General features: G+C 48.2%; 16 protein-coding genes and 1 CRISPR repeat array. Of the genes, 1 reads left to right on the forward strand and 15 read right to left on the reverse strand.

What is annotated here, in order from left to right; translation table 11 throughout:
* Positions 1-338: 338 nt before the first annotated feature.
* The gene (locus ABLA33_RS00625; protein ID WP_347718828.1) at positions 339-3,827 is read right to left on the reverse strand and encodes a glycoside hydrolase family 95 protein; all 3,489 of its coding nucleotides are present in this window, start codon (positions 3,825-3,827) and stop codon (positions 339-341) included.
* A 235-nt stretch (positions 3,828-4,062) separates the two neighbouring features.
* Between ABLA33_RS00625 and ABLA33_RS00630 the strand changes: the two genes are divergently transcribed.
* A complete protein-coding gene (locus tag ABLA33_RS00630) occupies positions 4,063-5,706 on the forward strand; it encodes a fumarate hydratase (protein ID WP_347718829.1) in 1,644 nt (547 codons plus the stop codon).
* A gap of 176 nt (positions 5,707-5,882) precedes the next feature.
* On the opposite strand, the gene ABLA33_RS00635 is transcribed toward ABLA33_RS00630, so the two are convergent.
* From ABLA33_RS00635 to cas4, 14 genes are all read right to left on the reverse strand, one after another.
* Positions 5,883-6,797 (reverse strand): tRNA threonylcarbamoyladenosine dehydratase, encoded by a 915-nt coding sequence (locus tag ABLA33_RS00635; RefSeq protein ID WP_347718830.1) that lies wholly within the window; start codon positions 6,795-6,797, stop codon positions 5,883-5,885.
* Positions 6,798-6,887: 90 nt separating this feature from the next.
* Positions 6,888-8,153: a GTPase HflX gene (gene hflX / locus ABLA33_RS00640; protein ID WP_347718831.1), complete on the reverse strand. Its 1,266-nt coding sequence runs from the start codon at positions 8,151-8,153 to the stop codon at positions 6,888-6,890.
* A 131-nt stretch (positions 8,154-8,284) separates the two neighbouring features.
* Positions 8,285-9,526 (reverse strand): D-alanyl-D-alanine carboxypeptidase, encoded by a 1,242-nt coding sequence (locus ABLA33_RS00645; protein WP_347718832.1) that lies wholly within the window; start codon positions 9,524-9,526, stop codon positions 8,285-8,287.
* Between the two features lie 278 nt (positions 9,527-9,804).
* Entirely contained in the window at positions 9,805-10,290 is a 486-nt protein-coding gene (locus tag ABLA33_RS00650; protein WP_347718833.1) for a DUF805 domain-containing protein, read from the reverse strand.
* A gap of 1,809 nt (positions 10,291-12,099) precedes the next feature.
* Positions 12,100-12,504 (reverse strand): hypothetical protein, encoded by a 405-nt coding sequence (locus ABLA33_RS00655; protein WP_347718834.1) that lies wholly within the window; start codon positions 12,502-12,504, stop codon positions 12,100-12,102.
* 91 nt (positions 12,505-12,595) lie between these two features.
* The gene (locus tag ABLA33_RS00660; RefSeq protein WP_347718855.1) at positions 12,596-12,700 is read right to left on the reverse strand and encodes a type II toxin-antitoxin system HicA family toxin; all 105 of its coding nucleotides are present in this window, start codon (positions 12,698-12,700) and stop codon (positions 12,596-12,598) included.
* Between the two features lie 316 nt (positions 12,701-13,016).
* Entirely contained in the window at positions 13,017-13,286 is a 270-nt protein-coding gene (locus ABLA33_RS00665; protein ID WP_347718835.1) for a hypothetical protein, read from the reverse strand.
* Between the two features lie 56 nt (positions 13,287-13,342).
* On the reverse strand, positions 13,343-13,804 hold the full coding sequence (locus ABLA33_RS00670) for a hypothetical protein (protein WP_347718836.1): 462 nt from the start codon (positions 13,802-13,804) through the stop codon (positions 13,343-13,345).
* A 146-nt stretch (positions 13,805-13,950) separates the two neighbouring features.
* Entirely contained in the window at positions 13,951-14,421 is a 471-nt protein-coding gene (locus ABLA33_RS00675) for a hypothetical protein (protein WP_347718837.1), read from the reverse strand.
* Complete coding sequence (locus ABLA33_RS00680; RefSeq protein ID WP_347718838.1) at positions 14,418-14,747, reverse strand: hypothetical protein; 330 nt, start codon at positions 14,745-14,747, stop codon at positions 14,418-14,420. The genes ABLA33_RS00675 and ABLA33_RS00680 overlap by 4 nt, the downstream gene beginning before the upstream one ends.
* A gap of 26 nt (positions 14,748-14,773) precedes the next feature.
* Positions 14,774-15,205 (reverse strand): hypothetical protein, encoded by a 432-nt coding sequence (locus ABLA33_RS00685; protein ID WP_347718839.1) that lies wholly within the window; start codon positions 15,203-15,205, stop codon positions 14,774-14,776.
* A gap of 614 nt (positions 15,206-15,819) precedes the next feature.
* A CRISPR array of direct repeats spans positions 15,820-17,263; the repeat unit is 33 nt; unit sequence GTTTCAATCCACGCACCCCGGGCGGGGTGCGAC.
* Between the two features lie 169 nt (positions 17,264-17,432).
* Positions 17,433-17,723, reverse strand: a complete 291-nt coding sequence (gene cas2, locus ABLA33_RS00690; RefSeq protein WP_347718840.1) for a CRISPR-associated endonuclease Cas2 — start codon at positions 17,721-17,723, stop codon at positions 17,433-17,435.
* A 4-nt stretch (positions 17,724-17,727) separates the two neighbouring features.
* Positions 17,728-18,750, reverse strand: coding sequence for a type I-C CRISPR-associated endonuclease Cas1c (gene cas1c, locus ABLA33_RS00695; protein WP_347718841.1), 1,023 nt, complete (start codon positions 18,748-18,750; stop codon positions 17,728-17,730).
* A complete protein-coding gene (gene cas4, locus ABLA33_RS00700) occupies positions 18,734-19,405 on the reverse strand; it encodes a CRISPR-associated protein Cas4 (RefSeq protein ID WP_347718842.1) in 672 nt (223 codons plus the stop codon). Before cas4 ends, cas1c begins: the two co-directional genes overlap by 17 nt.
* Positions 19,406-19,407 lie beyond the last annotated feature (2 nt).

Below are 19,407 nucleotides of genomic sequence, written 5' to 3' on the forward strand. Positions count from 1 at the left end.
GACGGTGGACATCTCGCCTCTGTTGGAAGCGCATTATCTCCATCGCGGGGAAAAACTAAGCTTTGCGCGGGAGATTTCGCGGAATTTTCAGCCCTTTTATTACCGTCGAAAATGCAATAAGAATGCTGGCTGACAGAATAAGGCTGTCAGCTGACACAATAAGGAAGCCAGCTGACAGCCTTATTGTATTTTCAAGCGCAATAAGGATATCCACGCACTGCTTGATGGCGTTTTGTGGAGCAACCATAATGGGGAATGGCGTGTGGATATTTGTCATAGAAAAAGAGCGAACCTGCTGTGGGGCGGGTTCGCTCTTTGTCTTGAGAGGTGGGATGCTCTTAGAGAGCCACCTTATAGGAATGGTTGCCCAGTTGGAGGACAACGGTGTTGCCTGCTGCAGCCGGAATGGTGAATGTGCGCTTAGCGGTCTGCACAAACTTGCGACCTTGGAGGTCGTAAACGCTCACGCTTTCAACGTCAGTACCTTTGAGGGTCACCGTGCGGCCTTCGACCGTGAAGAGCGGCGCATTTTCTGTGACTTGCCTGACGCCCGTGGGCTGGTAGCTGCCGTCGATGTCGAACACTACTACAGCACCCTGACGAGCAGGGATAGCAGCGGTGTTGCTGTTTGCGCCAGCGGGCTGCTTTGTGCCGTCGATGTAGCAGTTGGCTTGACCAATGCCGGGATACTTCACAGTTCCAGCTTGTCCCTTCACATTCGTCACCGTGATGCGAGTGGCCTTGCCTGCCTTCCATGCAATGTCGACCGTGTAGTTACCGATGGCTTTGAGGCCCTTGATATGACCAGCCTTCCAAACAGAGGGAAGAGCGGGTAGCACTACGATGGTGTCCGTTGCGCTCTGCATGAGCATCTCTGCAATACCTGCACAAGCACCGAAGTTACCATCGATCTGGAACGGAGCGTGTGCATCGTAGAGATTGTAGTAGATACCGCCAGCGTACTGGTTTGTGCCGAACGACGTAGCGTGGCGCAGAGCGCGGTGGAGTATCACGCGAGCGTGGTCGCCGTCTTGAGCGCGCGCCCAGAGGTTGATGCGCCAGCCCATAGACCATCCTGTTGATTCATCGGAACGGAGTTTCAGAGAGTTGACAGCAGCCTTGAAGTAAGGGCTACCAGGTGTCACCTGATTGAAAGGATAGAGACACATCAGATGGCTCTGGTGGCGGTGGCCATCTTCGCCGCGCGTGTAGGAGCTATATTTCCATTCGCGCAGAAGGTCTTGACCCGTGCTCACGCTGTGGTGAGGAGAACCCCATTTGCCCGTATATTTTTCGATGGCGAGACCTTTGTCGGCCTTCTCCAAGCGGTCTTCCAATTTTGCTTTATCAGCAGCGGAGAGATTAGCATCGCTGCCCAGAATGTCGGCAGCGTCTTTGGTGTTCTGCAAGAGCTCAACCACGAGTTGCTGTGCATGAGCTACGGCGTTTTCCGTAGGACCTTGTTCGGGAGAGTATTCGCTGGGGCATTCGTAAGTGCCATCGGCAGCCAGCTTCATACGCTCAATCCAGAATTGCGAAGCACTCCACATGGTGGGGAAGGCGCTGAGCAAGAAATCGCGGTCGAGCGTGTAGCGATAGTGCTGCCAAAGGTGAGTGGCATACCAAGCGTTGGCGATGACATAATTGTGCATGAAACCACCTACACCGCCGAAGATGTTGTTCTCAGTATAGCAAGTCCAACCCTTCGTTTGGCCGGCATCCTTGGCATACTTCTGCCACTGACTATGATTCATGGCCATGTTGGTGATATAATTGAGGAACGGCAGGTGCATCTCGCTCAGGTTCGTAGGTTCTGCGGGCCAGTAGTTCATCTGCACGTTGATGTTAGAGTGAATATCCGAAGCCCAAGGTGGAGTGTTGGTGTTGTTCCAAATACCCTGCAAGTTGCTGGGCAGATCCACACCGCGTGAAGAAGCAATCTCGAGGTAGCGGCCGTAAGCAAAGTAGAGCTGTTCGAGCATGAGGGAAGAACCCTTCACGCCAGTATTGTCAGCTGAGTAAGCATCCACCAGTTTGTTGGTAGGTATAGCATTCTCCGAACCTTCGAGGGAGAAATCCACACGGTCGAAGTAGTTGCGATAGTCGGCCACATGATCCGTCAAGATGGCTGCCATACCTTTCTGTGCGGCAGCGTCCACGCGCTCTTTCATCGTGCTGGGAAGAGCAGCGGTGTTACTGATATACGTAGTCTTGTAAGCATCGAAATCAGTACCAGCAGCGAGATACACGCAAATCTCATCAGCATTGCGCACCTCCACGCCGTTGGCATCCGTGGTCATCGTACCGCCAACGGGCACCACCTTCATGCGAGCGTTGAACGTCACCGTGGTGAGTTTGCCGCTGAACGTTCCTTCGCCGTCGGCATAGGAGAGGTTGGCTTTTACGCCCGGTTTGAGCGTGAAGCGCAGGGAGAGGCTTCCCGGTTTGTTGCAAGCGTAGCGCACAGCAATAACGCGGTCGGGGAAGCTGGCAAGATAGGTGCGGTCGTAAGTCTTGCTGCCGTCAGCATTGGTGAAGTGTGTTGAACCAATGGCACGGGTCAAGTCGAGCGCACGATAATAGTTTTTCACTTTCTTATCTGAACCGAAATCGAAATCTCCGCTCAAATCTTCGGCAAAGAGGGAGCCGAAGTTCTGGTATGCCCCGTAGGAACTACCGTTGTCCGTGCTCGAACCACTCCAGAGGGTTTTCTCGTTGAATTGTACTTCGTCCTTGTAAGCGCCATTGAAGAGGCTCGCGCCCAACTGGCCATTGCCGATGGGCAAGGAGTATTCCATCCAGTTGTTCGACGTTCCGCCGAGCGTAGCGGGCTGTGTGTACCAAAGCGTGAGTTTGGACAATCCGCTTACAGATGCGGGAGCGATGCCCTCCACCTTGTAGTCAGCGTAGGTCATGTCCTTAGGTAGGATAAATTCCACGGGGTTGTTCACATCGTTAGCCGCCCACAAACCAATCTCATTTCCCAGTTGCGCACCGCCCCATTGGTTGAAAGCGTTATTGCCACTGATACCGTTGGCGTGGATTTCCCAGTTGGGGCTAAATGCTGCCACACCTGTTGTTTCCAGAGAGAAGCCGTTGGCGTCGGGCGTGGTGCGCGTTTTGATGCGTGCGGCATTGCCCGTTCCGTCCACATAGGCGTAGAGTCCAGCCTCGTTGACGAGTTGGAAGTTGCTTTGAGTGCCCACGAGTTTCCATTTCTGCGCTGGTATGGGGTCGGCAGCTGCTATTTGCACGCTCTGGCCTGCACCCTGGTCGGCCAAATAGCCACCGCCTTGGCAGAACTTCACGAAATAGAAAGTAGAGGACGTTTCGGAGCTAAACACAGGCAGTTTGGCCTCAGTAGCCACAAAACGAACGGGATTGTTGTTGTCGCCAGCAGTCCACTCTCCGAGGTTCACGCCAGCCGACGTGCCGCCCCATTGATTCATGCTTTGTGACGATGTCTTGCGCTGTATCTCCCAGCAGTCGGAAGCCGCAGCGTTGGTGCTCTCCACCATCTTCAGCGCAACACCAGTAGCGGAGGTGGTGAAGTTTGAGCTATTGAAATTAACGTAGTTGCCTTTCTTGGAAAGCAACACAAAGTTGTCTTTCGTGCCGATAAAAGCCCATTTCTGTGCATCGACATTTGCTTTTGTCGCAGTTTTGAGTGCGTTGCCGCGCCCTTGGTCTGCCAAGCAGTTGGAACCCGTCTTAAACTGAACGTGGTACCAAACTGGATTGTCGGCCGTAGAGAACGACGGCAAAACCTGCGCTTGCATCGAGCTGACGCCCAGCAAAACAAGCAGCAAGAGTAACAATTTTCTCATAGATTGTTGGTGTTTAGTAATTTGTTAAATGAATTATGGTGGCGAAGATACAAAAATTTCATAAAAAGCAGAAATACAATAAGGAAAAGCCTTTACAAATGTGTCGTTTCTGCCGGATTGTCTTTACTGTGTGTACACTTGTGCGTTTCTGTCTCTTTTCTCCTCACCATCTTTCCTATTTGAATTATAATACTTAATTTCGCAGCAACATAATCATTAAATAACTCATAGCATTATGGCACAAACACCGGAATTCAAGTATGCTCCTATGTTCCAGCTCGGCAAGGACGACACGGAGTACTATCTGCTGACGAAAGAAGGCGTCAGCACCAGCGAGTTCGAAGGTAAGACAATCCTGAAAGTAACACCCGAAGCCCTGACGCGCATGACCAATCAGGCTTTCCGCGACGTGGCTTTCCTGCTCCGCCCCGCCCACAACGCCCAAGTGGCCAAGATTCTGAGCGACCCGGAGGCTTCTGACAACGACAAATACGTGGCACTCACGTTCCTGCGCAATGCAGAAATCGCGGCGAAAGGGCAGCTCCCCATCTGCCAAGATACGGGTACGGCCATCGTTCACGGAGAAAAGGGACAGCGCGTTTGGACTGATTTCGACGATGCTGAAGCCATCGCGCGCGGTGTCTATAAAACTTATACGGAGGAGAATCTCCGCTACTCACAGAATGCACCGCTCTCTATGTTTGAGGAGGTGAACACGCGCTGCAACCTGCCCGCACAAATCGACATCGAAGCTGAGGAAGGCGACGAGTATAAATTCCTCTGCGTGATGAAGGGTGGCGGTTCGGCCAATAAGACGTATCTCTTCCAGGAAACGAAAGCCATTCTCAACGAGCCTACGCTCATTCCGTTCCTCATTGAAAAGATGAAGAGCCTCGGTACGGCTGCCTGCCCGCCTTACCATATCGGTATCGCCATCGGTGGTACGAGTGCGGAGAAGAACTTGATGACCGTGAAACTGGCTTCTACTCACTACTACGATAACCTCCCCACTACGGGCGACGAGACCGGCCGCGCTTTCCGCGACCTCGAACTGGAGAAACAGTTGCTTGAAGAGGCCTATAAGATAGGACTTGGTGCTCAGTTTGGCGGTAAATATTTTGCCCATGATATTCGTGTAGTTCGTTTGCCCCGCCACGGTGCAAGTCTGCCTGTAGGCATCGGTGTGAGTTGCTCGGCCGACCGTAACATTAAGTGTAAGATCAATAAGGACGGTATTTGGATTGAGAAACTCGACGATAATCCTACGCGTTGGATTCCGGAGGAACTCCGCAACGCAGGCGAAGGTGGCGGTGTGAAAATAGACCTTGACCAACCGATGGAAGAAGTGCTCAAGGAACTCACTAAGTACCCCGTGAGCACGCGCTTGAGCATGAGCGGCACCATCATTGTGGCGCGCGACATTGCCCACGCTAAGATCAAAGCCCGCATTGATGCCGGTGAAGGTATCCCTGATTATTTGAAGAACCACCCTGTGCTCTACGCTGGTCCAGCAAAGACGCCGAAGGGTATGGCCTGTGGCTCTATGGGTCCGACAACTGCCAACCGCATGGACCCCTATGTAGACCTCTTCCAGAGTATGGGCGGTTCGATGGTGATGATTGCCAAGGGCAACCGCACGCAAGTGGTGACCGATGCCTGCAAGAAGCACGGCGGTTTCTACCTCGGTTCTATTGGTGGTCCAGCAGCTATCCTCTCCTATAACAATATAAAGAGCATCGAGTGTGTGGAATATCCCGAACTCGGTATGGAAGCTGTGTGGAAGATTCGCGTGGAAGATTTCCCCGCCTTTATCCTCGTCGACGATAAGGGCAACGATTTCTTCAAACAAATCAAACCCACTTGCGGCAGCTGCAAGTAATCTTTATCAACTCCATAATTTTAGCCCCGAACATTCGCTGAATGCTCGGGGCTTTCTATTGAATAGCTGGTATTTTGAAGAATCGGACGAGTCGGAGAAGTCGGACGAGTCGGACGGATCAGACTTGTCAGACAGGTCGGATTAGTCAGACTGGTCGGAGAAGCAGGCAGCTTTTTTTATTCTCCTTTGTTGTGGATTTTGCTGACACGTTCGCGGTGGGCTTTGGCCCGTTCGGCCGCAGCTTGGGCGGCAGGACTGTTGGCCATGTCGGCAGGCGCGATGCGATAGGTATCGGCCAAACGGAGGAGGTCCTTCACCACTTCGCCGCCCGCGATGAGACCCGCAGCAGCAGGTACGAAAGCGTTGCTGGCGGGAACGGAACGCCGCCCCGCGGGAGTGGGCATCTCCGCATTTGTCGAGAGGTTGGGGGAGGAGGCGGCAGAAGCCTGAGCAGCGGCGGAAACGCTTTGGACTGCTTCGGCAGGCATCTCCTCGGTGAGCGGACGGAGCGGCTGCTCCTCGCTATACACCACTTTGAGATGAGGTATGCGCAGAGTGCGAAGTTTCTTGCGTATAACTTTCGCCAGAGGGTCCATTGTTGTCTTGGTAATATCCGCCACGCGAAAGGCCGTTGCATCCATTTTGTTGGCAGCTCCCATGCTTGAAATGATAGGCACGTGGAGCTGGTGGCAACGCTTGATGAGTTCGATTTTTGCCGTGACCGTGTCGATGCAATCCACCACATAGTCGTACTGGCTCAAATCGTAGTCGTCGGCATTTGAGGGAAGATAAAAAGTGGGATATTTATGGACAATGCAATGCGGGTTGATGTCGTGGATACGCGCCTCGGCCGCATCCACTTTATATTGCCCCACAGTGGAATGAAGAGCCACAATTTGTCGGTTCAGATTGGAGAGACACACGCGATCGTTGTCGAAAAGAGCGAGTTCGCCCACGCCGCTGCGGGCGAGTACTTCCACAACGTAGCCGCCTACGCCACCTACGCCGAAAACCGCCACGCTGCTACCTTCGAGCGTATCGATGGCCGGACGACCTAAGAGGAGTTGGGTTCGAGAATGTTGTTCTTGCATAATGGGTGGGAAAAGGCCGAGCCGCGGCAGCACGGAAACGAGAGAAGGTGCTGCAAACTGGATCGGCTCTTAGGGATATGATAGAATGAATCAGAGTGGACGGCCGTCGCTGTCGTACTGATTGAAAAGAAAATCGTTGTAGGGATATTTTTGAACGTGGAGCTGACGCACACGATTATAGAGCAAGTCGCGGAGTTCGTCGATGTTGAGGCGTTCTCGAGCGGAGATGAAAATACAATTCTCGCCCATCTTATTCATCCAAGTTTGTTGAAGTTCCACAAGGCTCACGTTCTCGCTACCTGCCGGCGTGAGATCGTCAGCCTCCTTCTCCGTCCAGGTGTAAGCGTCCACTTTGTTGAACACGATAATGACAGGTTTCTCCGCACAACCCAGGTCGGCCAGCGTGCGGTTGACCACTTCGATTTGTTCCTCGAAATCGGGGTGCGAAATATCGACAACGTGGAGCAGGAGGTCGGCCTCGCGCACCTCATCAAGGGTGGATTTGAATGAATCAACGAGGTCGGTGGGAATCTTGCGGATGAAGCCTACGGTGTCGGAGAGGAGGAACGGCAGATTGTCGATAACCACCTTTCGGACCGTCGTATCGAGCGTGGCGAAAAGTTTGTTTTCGGCGAACACCTCCGTCTTAGCCATGAGGTTGAGGAGCGTGGATTTTCCCACGTTCGTATAACCCACGAGAGCCACGCGAATCATGCGGCCGCGGTTGGAACGCTGCGTGCGCTTTTGTTTGTCGATTTCCGCCAAGCGACTTTTGAGCAGTGCCATACGGTTGAGGATGATTCGGCGGTCCATCTCGAGCTGTGTCTCACCCGGACCGCGAAGTCCTACCGAACCTTTTCCACCGCCCGAGCCAGAGCCGCCACCCTGACGTTCGAGGTGGGTCCACATGCGTTGCAAGCGCGGCAGCATATATTTGTATTGAGCCAGCTCCACTTGCGTCTTGGCGTTGGCCGTCTGGGCGCGCATGGCGAAGATGTCGAGGATGAGTTGTGTGCGGTCGATGACGCGCACTTTCAGCTCGTTTTCAATGTTGCGGATCTGCTTCGCGCTGAGTTCATCGTCGAAGACCACCATATCTACATCCCGCTCCGCTTCGAGTTCGGACTCGATCCAGCGGCGCATCTCTTCGAGCTTTCCTTTGCCCACATAAGTGACGGAATTGGGCCCATCGAGCTTCTGCGTGAAGCGTTTGACGCATTCCGCGCCAGCCGTTTCGGCCAGAAAAGCCAGCTCGTCGAGGTATTCGTTAGCTTGGCGTTCGTCCTGCGTTTTAGTGATGAGCGCAACGAGCACCGCCTTTTCCACGCGGTTCTCTATTTTTTCTATTTCGAACATAATGATTGGTTTGACTGCAAAAATACGATATTGTGATAAAAACGCCAAATAAGCCTATCGGCAGAGCGGGCGGATTTTTGGGCAATGCCTTTGGGCTTTCCCTTCTGCCCCTTCCTTTGTTTCCCTTCTCCCTACTGGATCATGATTTCGCAGAGCCGTTGCTGAATGGGGCGGGCATCGAGGATGGACATCTGACTGTTGAGAATGGCGAAAGCCAAGAGATGGCCGTTGCGACCGCGGCAAAAGCCCGACAGTGTGGAGATACCGTAAGGGCGAGTGAGTGTGCCGGTTTTGGCCTGAATCTTACCGCGCGCCGTGCTGCGTTCCATCATGTGGCGGAAAGAGCCGCTGGTGCCCGAGATAGGAAGGTGGGCGCGCATCATGCGGAAGATGTCGGGATGGTGGTAGGCGTAGCGCAGGGTCTTAACGAGGAGCTCGGCTGTGACGCGGTTTTCGGAGCAGAGGCCGCAAGCGTCGTGGATGGTATTTGTTCCAGTGCTGTCGAGCTGCTCACGCACGAAGCGGTGGATATAGTCCACGCCGCGCTGGCGTAGGTCGTGGCGGTCGGGATTTGCGGATGCACTGGGCGCCGACTCTAAGCCGATGGTGTAGAGAATGCCGTTGCTCTGCGTGTTACTACTGTTGTGCCATGCCCGCCCGAGGACGAGCCCCATTTGGCGGCTGAAGCGGAAGATTCGGCGCGCTCCATGGGGCACTGTGCCTATGCCCACTCGTGCGGCGTCCACTTTGATGCCGGCGCGCTGCAGTGCGTTGCGGAGGGCGCGCAAGATGGTGGGGCGCGGTTGGTAGAAGAGTCCGTACTGAGGGAGCACTACATCGCCAGGGCCCCAATGTTGCTCAGGCGTGGGTACTTCATCGTGGACGGGCGCGAAGAAGACATTGCCCTCCACCTCCTGGATGCCGCGACGCTTCAGGGCGTTGGTGAACATAGCGAGGTCGGGAGCGTAGAGTTGCGGGTCGAGACTGCCTTGTAGCACTACATCGCCTTGCAATACGCCGTTGAGGATGCGTCCTTTCGTGTAGAGCGTGGTGCGGTAGAAGTATTTGTCTGTGAGCAGGTGCATAGCCGCCACGCCACTGATGAGTTTCATGCACGAAGCCGGTGGCATCGGGGTTTGTTCGCGATAGCCAAAAACGGGCTTATCGGCCGTGAGGTCGTAGACATAAAGCCCCAAATGGTCGGCTTGCTGTTTTTGTTCGACATAGTCCGCCAGCTGCTGGCGGAGCGCATCGTCCACCACGGTATCGGCAGGACTTTGCTGATTAGAATGATTGTGCTGATTTTTGCCACTGCTGCAACTGGCGAGCAGCAGCAGAAGGGCGGGGAGATATAGAAAAAGTCTGTGAAACATTTTTTGTGCGTTAAGTCTTACGCAAAAATACACCAAAAAAACGGTAGCTTTGAGGAATTAAAGATTTTTAGATACGGAGCACATGGATTCCTACAGAAGCGTATGTCTCCAACTATTTTGACACAGGAAAAAGTGTTACCTCATACTCTTTTGTCAGTTTTTTCTCTCTTTCAGTTCCTTCCTAATATGTACCATTTCTTAGAAAAAAAAGAGGAGGCCACATTTCGCAATGTAGCGCTCCTCCGAAACAATTAAATGTTGATTGACTTTTGTAGATATTAGTCTATATATTTGGGCGAAGGCCCATACTTGTTGCTGTATGTACTCGAATCGCTGGCGCAGAACACCAAGATGGTGATGCTGAGAGCTAAGCAGATCAGAGCGCAAAGAGAGAGAATCACTACTGCCCAGATATAGCCATTCCATACGGCTAAAGGGAGAGTAGGTATCATTGGAATTGCCGAGAAGAAAAGCCCGACAGTCCAACCACCGCTCCGTCCCGTGTCATGTAGGCGGCGCACCGCGACGGCGAAGGACGGAATGAGTGTTGCCAAAGAATAGAGATAAACAAGGAATTTTACCCAAACAAGTCCCGTGATACCAGAGATCGTGAAAAATGCAAACTGCAAACCCATGGTCACAACCATGTTGAATAGTGCGAACCACCAGAATTCCGACCGGCGCGAGCGTCCACTGAAGACGGCGTAGTCGCGGAATGCCTTTTTTATTGCTTTCGGAGCCGAAAGCATCGGTGTTGTTTGCATGATTTAAGTAGTTGTATAGATGTTAACTTTAGTTGGGATAGGCAAATATATATACTATATTTTATTATGCCAAGTAAAGTTAACAAAATCTGCAATAAAATCGTAAAAAACTTTATCCTTCTCCTTTCCGTTCCATCTTTCTTCTCTTTTGCACCCTATATATTTACATTAGAGCTGTATGTGTGTAGCGTGGAGAGGACACAGAATGCTGCATGGGATATTGTCGCTTTTTCCTCCACGAGCGAAACTGTTCTCTTTTTGTTGTCACGTTGTCACAGAGGTGCTGATGGGTTGATAAACAGGAGTTTAGACGTGTGGCAACGATTTGTGTTTTGATTTTGTTGTCACGCTGTTGTCACCCGCGCAACATGCATGTTTCCAGTTTGTTATAATAGAAGTGTGACAACGTGACAACGTGACGGCACGAAAACAAAGCAGAGGAGGAGAATGAATCCTCTTCGCTTCAGCATTCCTTATCATCAGCTTCGCTACAATAAGGGTGTCGGCTGACAGAATAAGGCTATCAGCTGACAGCCTTATTCTGTTCTCAAACGCAATAAGGCTATGGACGATGCAATAAAAGATATGTTTTTTTCGCCTTTTTCTGCTGAAGACAATCAAAATTGCAAAAAAAGGAAGATTACACAGATTTTTCCGTATATTTGCAGTGCGAGGGTGCGGTTAACCTTCAGTTGTGAATTGCTTTCAGAATCGTATCTTTGTGTGCATTATTGTTTAGCGCTTTAGAAAAGAGAGAATTTTATTCGTAACTTTTTGTGTTTTGAAAAGTTATTGCTACTTTTGCCCTAAAGCAATGTATCAAGTTATCCTTCGTCCGCGTTTATCGCGAGACACACGAGGAAGGCGACGGATCATTGCTTTTCTTTTTTTATATCCTCGTAGGGATGTACATGAAGTTTCCGTTGCACTTATGACTTTTTGTGTTTTGAAAAGTTATTGCTCTCTTTGCAGAGAGAACGATGCGGATTTTTACATGTCGGTGTTTTATTCTTCCTCCCTTGCTTCCTCTTCTTCTCTTCTTCCTGTCTGCTGCTGGCGTATGAGTTTGCACGCTGCATCATACATAAGTGAGTAGTGCTATGTAATATACAAAGACAAGGCTATGATTTCTTTTCTGGAGAGGCGAGGCAAACGAATGAAATAATAAGGACTGAATTAGAAAAAATAAAAAGGTGACCGAAGCCACCTTTGAAAGTGTGAAAGGAAAGCTTGAAGTTATCGCGCCGAATCTTCGACATTCACACGCTGCAAAGATAACAATATTTTGCAACATAACAAGTTACGAACAAAATACTCTCATTTCTAAAGAAAAGTAATCCCATGATGGACCGAATGCCGAACGCTTCTTCTGAGGGCTTATATCGATCACCTTGAAAATGAATACCAGATGCAGTTGTTTAGAATGGGGCATAGTGCTATTCATCATGGATGAGTCTCATCTATCACAAAGAATAAAAAAAGCCGGGTGCTCCCGAAAAGCCCCCGACACCTTCCTTAGATGTAAGAACCGAATTATTGATTCTTACCGATGCAAATATACAATTTATTTTGAAAAATAAATGGGCGCAAAAGATTTCGTAAGACTCATAGAGTAGGAGCAAAGGAGGCTGAGAGAAAACTCATGCGGCATCAACTTTTTGGCATTATCGGGCGTATGGAGAAAGACCATAATCAGGACAACTTTAGCACAGACCGATCCCGAAACCACCTAAAAGATGCTTGTAGTGATTTGATTCGGGGATGAACCTCAAAAGAGTTCATTTTACAATTGAAATATTCAATTTCTTATCAATAGACACTCGTTAATTCAATTTTCTTTGCGAGTGATTTAACGCCTTCAATAATCCGTGTTTTTCGCTTTTGGCTCGGTTTCCTTGCGCCAGTGGCATATTGTCGCATAACTGCCGGACTAATACCTATCTCCCGTGATATGCCAGCAACGTTGATAAAGTCGTAGTAATTGAAAAAGGCGCCAATATCAAAGGTGTATTCAATATCTATGGAAGGAACACCAACCCCATCATCTTTCAAGTCCGTTTTGATGTCTTCCCAACCTCGGAGCATATCGGCAATGGCCGCCTTTGCAGTATTCCCTTGTCCTAATACTCCTACATTAATACTACCAACTTTCATGTAACAAGAGAAATTCCTGTCTCCAGTCTCTCGTTCTACTTTTGCAACTACCTTACACATACCTTCTATTGTTTATATATTAAAAGTCCAATTGTACATGTACACATTCTGTAAGGAGATACCGCCATCCATGAAGGATGGCGGCACTCTTTTACTCATTCAAAAGGTCTTCAAGAATTGATTTTGCAGTCTTTTCTTTGATTTTCTTACTTCCATGCCTCGGTACGCTTGTTCTCGCCCCTGTTTTTGGGTTTATCCAATGTCATGCGAAGCACCATGTCGCTTCAAAAGGCAGCCAGCCCTTCTTAACACGCGAATTAACTCTGAATGTTTCATGATGTAAATGAACTCTTGTCTTAATGACAATGTAAAGATGACAAAAAAGTAATCAATTACCAAAACATTTTGCGTTTTTTACTACTAACCCCAATTCGGTTTATTGGTCTTTCCGAAAATATACACGGACTTTCTTACTTTTCCACCTGCAAGAACTTTATCTGCAAATCCTTGTAGGTCTTTTGTGTATCTCCGTTTGCTATCATTTAATCTATATATCAATATATCTTCACCCATTATTTAGTTAAAAGCGTTTCTATCTTTTCAGAGAATACTTCACCTTTGAGAAACTTCTCATCGGGGTTAAACCCGAACTTCTCACAGAACTCTGCCTTTGCGTCCCAATTGTCGAATGATAGCATAAGGTAAGCGTCCATGTTGGCGGCCGCCTTTGTAGCAGCTTGTTTCACTTCTTCTTTTACTTGCTTCATGTGAGCAACTTTCTCCGCTCTCTCGGCTTGCTTTTGTGCTACTTCTACTTGACGTTCCTCCCTGACGGGTTCCATGAGTGTTTCGAGTTCATCAGCGATAGTATTTTCTTTTTCTGTCTGAAAATTGAAGTCTACGCCGATGATGTCAAGGTCTTGCTCGGTAAGACCTGCATCTTTATTGTCGATATTTCTGATTCTTGCATAACCGCCTTATCAGTGAGCGTTACCCACCCTGTACCACCGCAATAGGGGCATTTCTTATCCTGCCCCATGCATTCGCACTTATCTTGGACGAACTTAACAACCTTTGATTTTGTCTTCTTGCCACCAAAAGCACCTTTGATATATACACCACGAAGTAAAGCTACTATCTTTGTCCGACCATGCGCTAAGACGTTAGTTATACACTCTCCACGCCTTTTGTTTTCTTCATCAGTCCAATTCTCATAGTTGCCGTTTTTCATGCAAGTAAACACCTCTCTACGAAGGTTCAGCTCGTTTGCTATCTCCTCATCCGTATATCCATTCATTGCAAGAGCTTCTATGCGCTTGTAGAAATCTTCACTATCGTAGTCGTGTTTTGGCTTTGCCATATCTTTTAACGTTTATAATTTGCGTTTATCGAATTTTTTCGTTTATCTTTGTAGTGTAAAGGTTGGTAGATAGAGCCTGTATGTATGGTAAGTAGGCATAGGATATTCCTATGAGCAGCAGTTCGATTCTGCCGTCTACCAAACTTTTATACTTTTGAGTATTTTTTTAACTTAAATTCGTTTGCATCATTAACTTTCGTTGCGGTAATATAGTTTACCTTTTTCACTTTATTGCGATTTATTTTAATATCATAGTTTGGATGAATAATGAATTTAGACTTGTAGTCCGTATAAACAAAGGCCTTGCCGTCAAAATATAAATCCATCCTTGATCGGCTTTTGGGGAAACTTGCCAAGTCCATTAAAGATACAGCCATATTATCTCGTTGTTTACTTCCTCTAAAAGTATGAGCTATGGAATGGGAACTCATATATACAGATTTGCTTGCCAACGTTATACCATGTGTTTTTGCATATTCTGCCATTCGAGATTCTACTCGCCCCATAGCGAACGGTTTTATTTTGGAAAATCCCTTCATCTTGATGTCTGTCACTATATCACGGATTTTCCGTGCCGCAGAACTCGTCCCATATATGTCAATACCCTCACCATTCATTCAGTCAAAAGTGCGTCTATCTTTTCTTCAAACACTTCTCCTTTGAGAAATTTCTCTTCGGGATTAAATCCGAACTTCTCACAGAAATCTGCCTTTGCATCCCAATTATCGAATGATAGCATAAGATAAGCATCCATATTTGCAGCCGCCTTTGTAGTGGCTTGTTTCACTTCTTCTTTTACTTGCTTCATGTGAGCAACCTTCTCCGCTCTTTCTGCTTGCTTTTGTGCTACTTCTGCTTGTCTTTCTTCTCTGATGGGTTCCATGAGTGTTTCGAGTTCATCAGCGATGGTGTTTTCTTCTTCTGTCTGGAAGTGGAAATTCACACCGATAATATCGAGGTCTTGCTCGGTCAGTCCTGCATCTTTATTGTCAATATTTCTGATTCTTGCACCACTGCTTTATCAGTGAGCGTTATCCACCCTGTGCCGCCGCAATAGGGGCATTTCTTATCCTGCCCCATACACTCGCACTTGTCTTGGACGAACTTAACAACCTTTGATTTTGTCTTCTTTCCACCAAAAGCACCTTTGATATATGCACCACGAAGTAAAGCTACTATCTTTGTCCGACCATGCGCTAAGACCCTATAAACTTCGCTTCCACGACGTTTGTTTTCTTCATCATTCCATCCTTGGTAGTTTCCGTTCTTCATAGCCCCAAACACGTCAGCGGACAAGTTGAGTTCGTTTGCTATCTCCTCATCCGTGTATCCGTTCATTGCAAGTCCTTCTATTCGCTTGTAGAAATATTCATTATCGTAGTCGTGTTTTGGTTTTGCCATAACGTTCAACGATTATAATTTACTTTTATCGAATATTCTCTTTACATTCGCAAAGTAAAGTTCAGCATGGTAGAGACGTGATAGCTTGGAACGGAGGAGGCTTAGCCTTATGAGGGTGTCGATAGCCCCGCCATGCTGAGTTTTATATTCTGTCAAACCTGCTCCCTTCAAACCTCTTATTCTTGTTCAATTTTTGTGTCGTGATGAAGTTTAGGACCTTTGTTTTCCCATTCCTGAGTTTCATCTCATAGTTGAGAAGAATGATAAACTTAAACTTATTCCTTACATACACAAAATTCCTTCTCCTTTGATCGGCCTTGTTGTCAAAGTAACTTAGCTTAAACTTTATTGTAAACGTCTTAATAGGTATTGTGGTGTATAATTTTTATAACACGACCTTTCAATTAATATGGAATTTGAGAAAGGAGAAGTTGAGAATGTGAAGTAGTTAACGCTATTTCTAAAACGTTGTGTAAAAAATGCTAATAAAGAGAAAAAGGGAGAATTGTGCTCATTAATACCGATAATGAAAAGCTCCATTAAATCGAATAGGGGAATATCTTTGTCGCGAGATGCGCCCCTTTTCCTGGCTCTGTAGTGTCTGTTCAACCTCCGTTTCAATGCATGCACCCCGGGCGGAGTGCGACAACGACTTTCGTACTTGAATTGTGTAAGTACCTTACGTTTCAATGCACGCACCCCGGGCGGGGTGAGACTTCCCCGAATTTGCATCTGCAATAACCAGTTATATGTTTCAATCCACGCACCCCGGGCGGGGTGCGACCAAGAAAGGTGAAGCAGGAGCGGTAATTGAGGGTGTTTCAATCCACGCACCCCGGGCGGAGTGCGACTTCACCGCGACCTTTCTTCAATGTTGCACTTCTTGTTTCAATCCACGCACCTCGGGTGGGGTGCGACATTTATCTCCAGCTGGTAAAGTTGGCCGTGTCTTGTTTCAATCCACGCACCCCGGGCGGGGTGCGACTTCAATGCTTTGTGTCAGTCGTTCAGCTTCTTTCAGTTTCAATCCACGCACCCCGGGCGGGGTGCGACTTCTCTAAACAAATAAATTCTTGCTCCATCAGTGTGTTTCAATCCACGCACCCCGGGCGGGGTGCGACCATAAAACGCTAGACTTGCGCTGCTCGTCGTCTTTGTTTCAATCCACGCACCCCGGGCGGGGTGCGACCGGAGATACAGACGCATCCAGATGCCCGAAAAGGTGTTTCAATCCACGCACCCCGGGCGGGGTGCGACCTTGGAGAGGTTTCTCGTTGGCGTGACCAATTGGTTTCAATCCACGCACCCCGGGCGGGGTGCGACTCGGCTTTACGCAAATTCCCAGAAGTAACGTGTTGGTTTCAATCCACGCACCCCGGGCGGGGTGCGACTTCTGAAAGGCCGTTGCACCGCGCTCCACGCCCAGTTTCAATCCACGCACCCCGGGCGGGGTGCGACGAGGATAATCGGCAGGGATGATATTACGCCTAAGTTTCAATCCACGCACCCCGGGCGGGGTGCGACCGGGTCTACACCATGAGAGTTATAGGTAGTTTCAGTTTCAATCCACGCACCCCGGGCGGGGTGCGACTGAGACTCAGATATAATATTTTGCAAATATTGCTGTTTCAATCCACGCACCCCGGGCGGGGTGCGACCCTGTCAGACCGACAACACGGGACAAGTGGGGGCGTTTCAATCCACGCACCCCGGGCGGGGTGCGACATAAGTTAGCTGGCTTTGATGTGATAGGGTGCAATGTTTCAATCCACGCACCCCGGGCGGGGTGCGACAGATTTAAACAATTCTGTAGATTGTTCTTTGCCAGTTTCAATCCACGCACCCCGGGCGGGGTGCGACAGATTAACGAAGTAGTTGCTACGTCTGATTCAGGTTTCAATCCACGCACCCCGGGCGGGGTGCGACAAGGCTGATTATAATTCTATCCTTGATAATATGTTTCAATCCACGCACCCCGGGCGGGGTGCGACCGGAGCAGTTAAAAGCGCTTTACGAGACAAGTCGGTTTCAATCCACGCACCCCGGGCGGGGTGCGACTGTATAAAAAGGAAAGGGCTGAAAGTCAGGGTAATATGTGGTACGTTTTGCGAACGTATTGGTGTAGATTTCCTTTGAATAAACTTTCTGACTTTTCCTTTAAGTTAAATAGTTGATAATCTGAGACTGCGAAACTGCGATGATTTATGTGGAGCATAAGGTTCGCATTTTAGATCATCAAGAGACTTTCTACGTTATAAGACGTAATTTTACCTATAATTATTGTGCTTTGTTGTGAATTATTTTTTAGATGATAGATTCGGATGCTATCAGATTCCTTGTCTATTATACTTTCGAGTTTATATTTGAGAAGTACGAATTGGGATTCATCAACGTCACATTCAAAAACAGAGTTTTGAACGCGTTGTCCAAAGTCTTTACAAGCTTTTGCTACAAGGCGGAGTCTTTTCTGTCCTTCTTTTGTGATTGTTTCAACATCGTAGGTTATGAGAAGTTTCATGGTGTTAGGGAATTAAGAAAACGGGGTAGTTATCAATGTCGTGGCGTATGTATCGTGCAAGGAGCATAGCTTGTGCATGGGGAATTAAACCGATTTCTATTTTCTCATTCAGATAAGGATGTATGACGGTTTCTCGTTTTCGACTTTGCCATGCTGTAAGAAACACTTTGCGTCCTTTGTCGGTAAGTAGGATACCATTCTCACCTTGTTGAAGGAAGTCGGCCCGAGTGATTTGTTTGCGATTGATGAGAGATAGGACGAAGCGATCACCAAGATAGGCTCTGAGTTCTTCCATTAAGTCTAATGCTAAGGCTGCTCGTCCAGGGCGTAGCGCATGGAAGAAACCGACGTAAGGGTCAAGACCTACGCTTTCTAAAGCTGCTTTTATGTCGTTGGCGATAAGAGTGTATGCAAAAGAAAGTAAGGTGTTAACTGGATCTTTTGGAGGGCGTCTATTTCGGCCGTTAAAAGGGAAATCTGTATTTTGTTGTGTGATTAGATTGGGGAAGATGGAGAAGTATTCGTTTGCTGCAATGCCTTCTATGCCTCTTAGTGTGTCTTTGTTATCAGCTTGTAGAGCTTCATTTTTCCTGAAGTTGAGAGTCTTTGAAATTTGTTCTATCTCTGGAAATGAGCCATAGTCACGTATGCAGCGTTGCACAATGTTGCGATAGTTTCGTATTTTGGCAGCGATGAGTAATCGGGAGATTTGTAGCGACCATTCTTCGTCGTCTGCATTTTGATATTGTGCTTTTCGGAGCAGGACATTCCCCCGTGTAGGGCCTTGAAAATGTCCGATAAAGCGACCTACGGGGGAAAGAAATGTGAGTGAGACTCCTTTTTCTGCACAGAGATTCATGAGTCCAGGACTAGCTCCCATATAGCCGAAAGTAACGATGCTCTCTATATTGATAATGGGAATTCTGAAAACTTCTTCTTGCTTGACAGATACTACCACATTCTCGCTATCTTTGCTGAGGTAGGCCTCTGGCGTAGTGATATAGAGTGTGTTAAGGAGTTTTCTCATAGAGATATTTATTGAGATAGGTTGCAACTTTTGTAGCTTTAGCAGAGCTTGGCATACAATTATTTTTGAGCGAGCAATTATGGCAATGGTGTTGAAGATTGATAGCGGGGAGTAGTTCCTTATTGAATATGTGATGCATCTTTTCTGCTATCTCTCTTACGATGGTTCGTAAATGCTCTGTTATTTCTATTTCCTGCCGATGTTTGATAGCTCCATAGAAGAAGTACGCTTTATGTAGCTGAATCTGGTACATTTCTTCCAGACACATAACTTGTGCTGTTAGTTGTACCTCATCTGTTTCGTCCCTTTTAGGTTTACCGTGTTTATATTCGATAGGATACGGCGTCCACAGTCCAGGATATTTGGGATGTTGTATGCTGTTAGTTTCATTGGATGTAGGATGAAGTTCGATTACATCTGCTATTCCGTATAGTCCCAGTTCTTTGGAGGCGATATGAACAGAGCGTAAGCAAATGTTATCTCCGCATTTCTGCCGATAGAACGGATCGTCCACATTTCGGTGCATCAGGCTACCTTCTGTTGTCAGACGATTGTCCTCCCATTGTTGTTCTAAATGGATTAAAGCCCATTGTCGGGGACAGAACTTGAAGTGCTGTATCCCCGACAACATGAGCATATCGTCTTCTGCATACATAT

Origin of the sequence: uncultured Alloprevotella sp. (assembly GCF_963536905.1) — a bacterium.
GTDB lineage: Bacteria > Bacteroidota > Bacteroidia > Bacteroidales > Bacteroidaceae > Alloprevotella.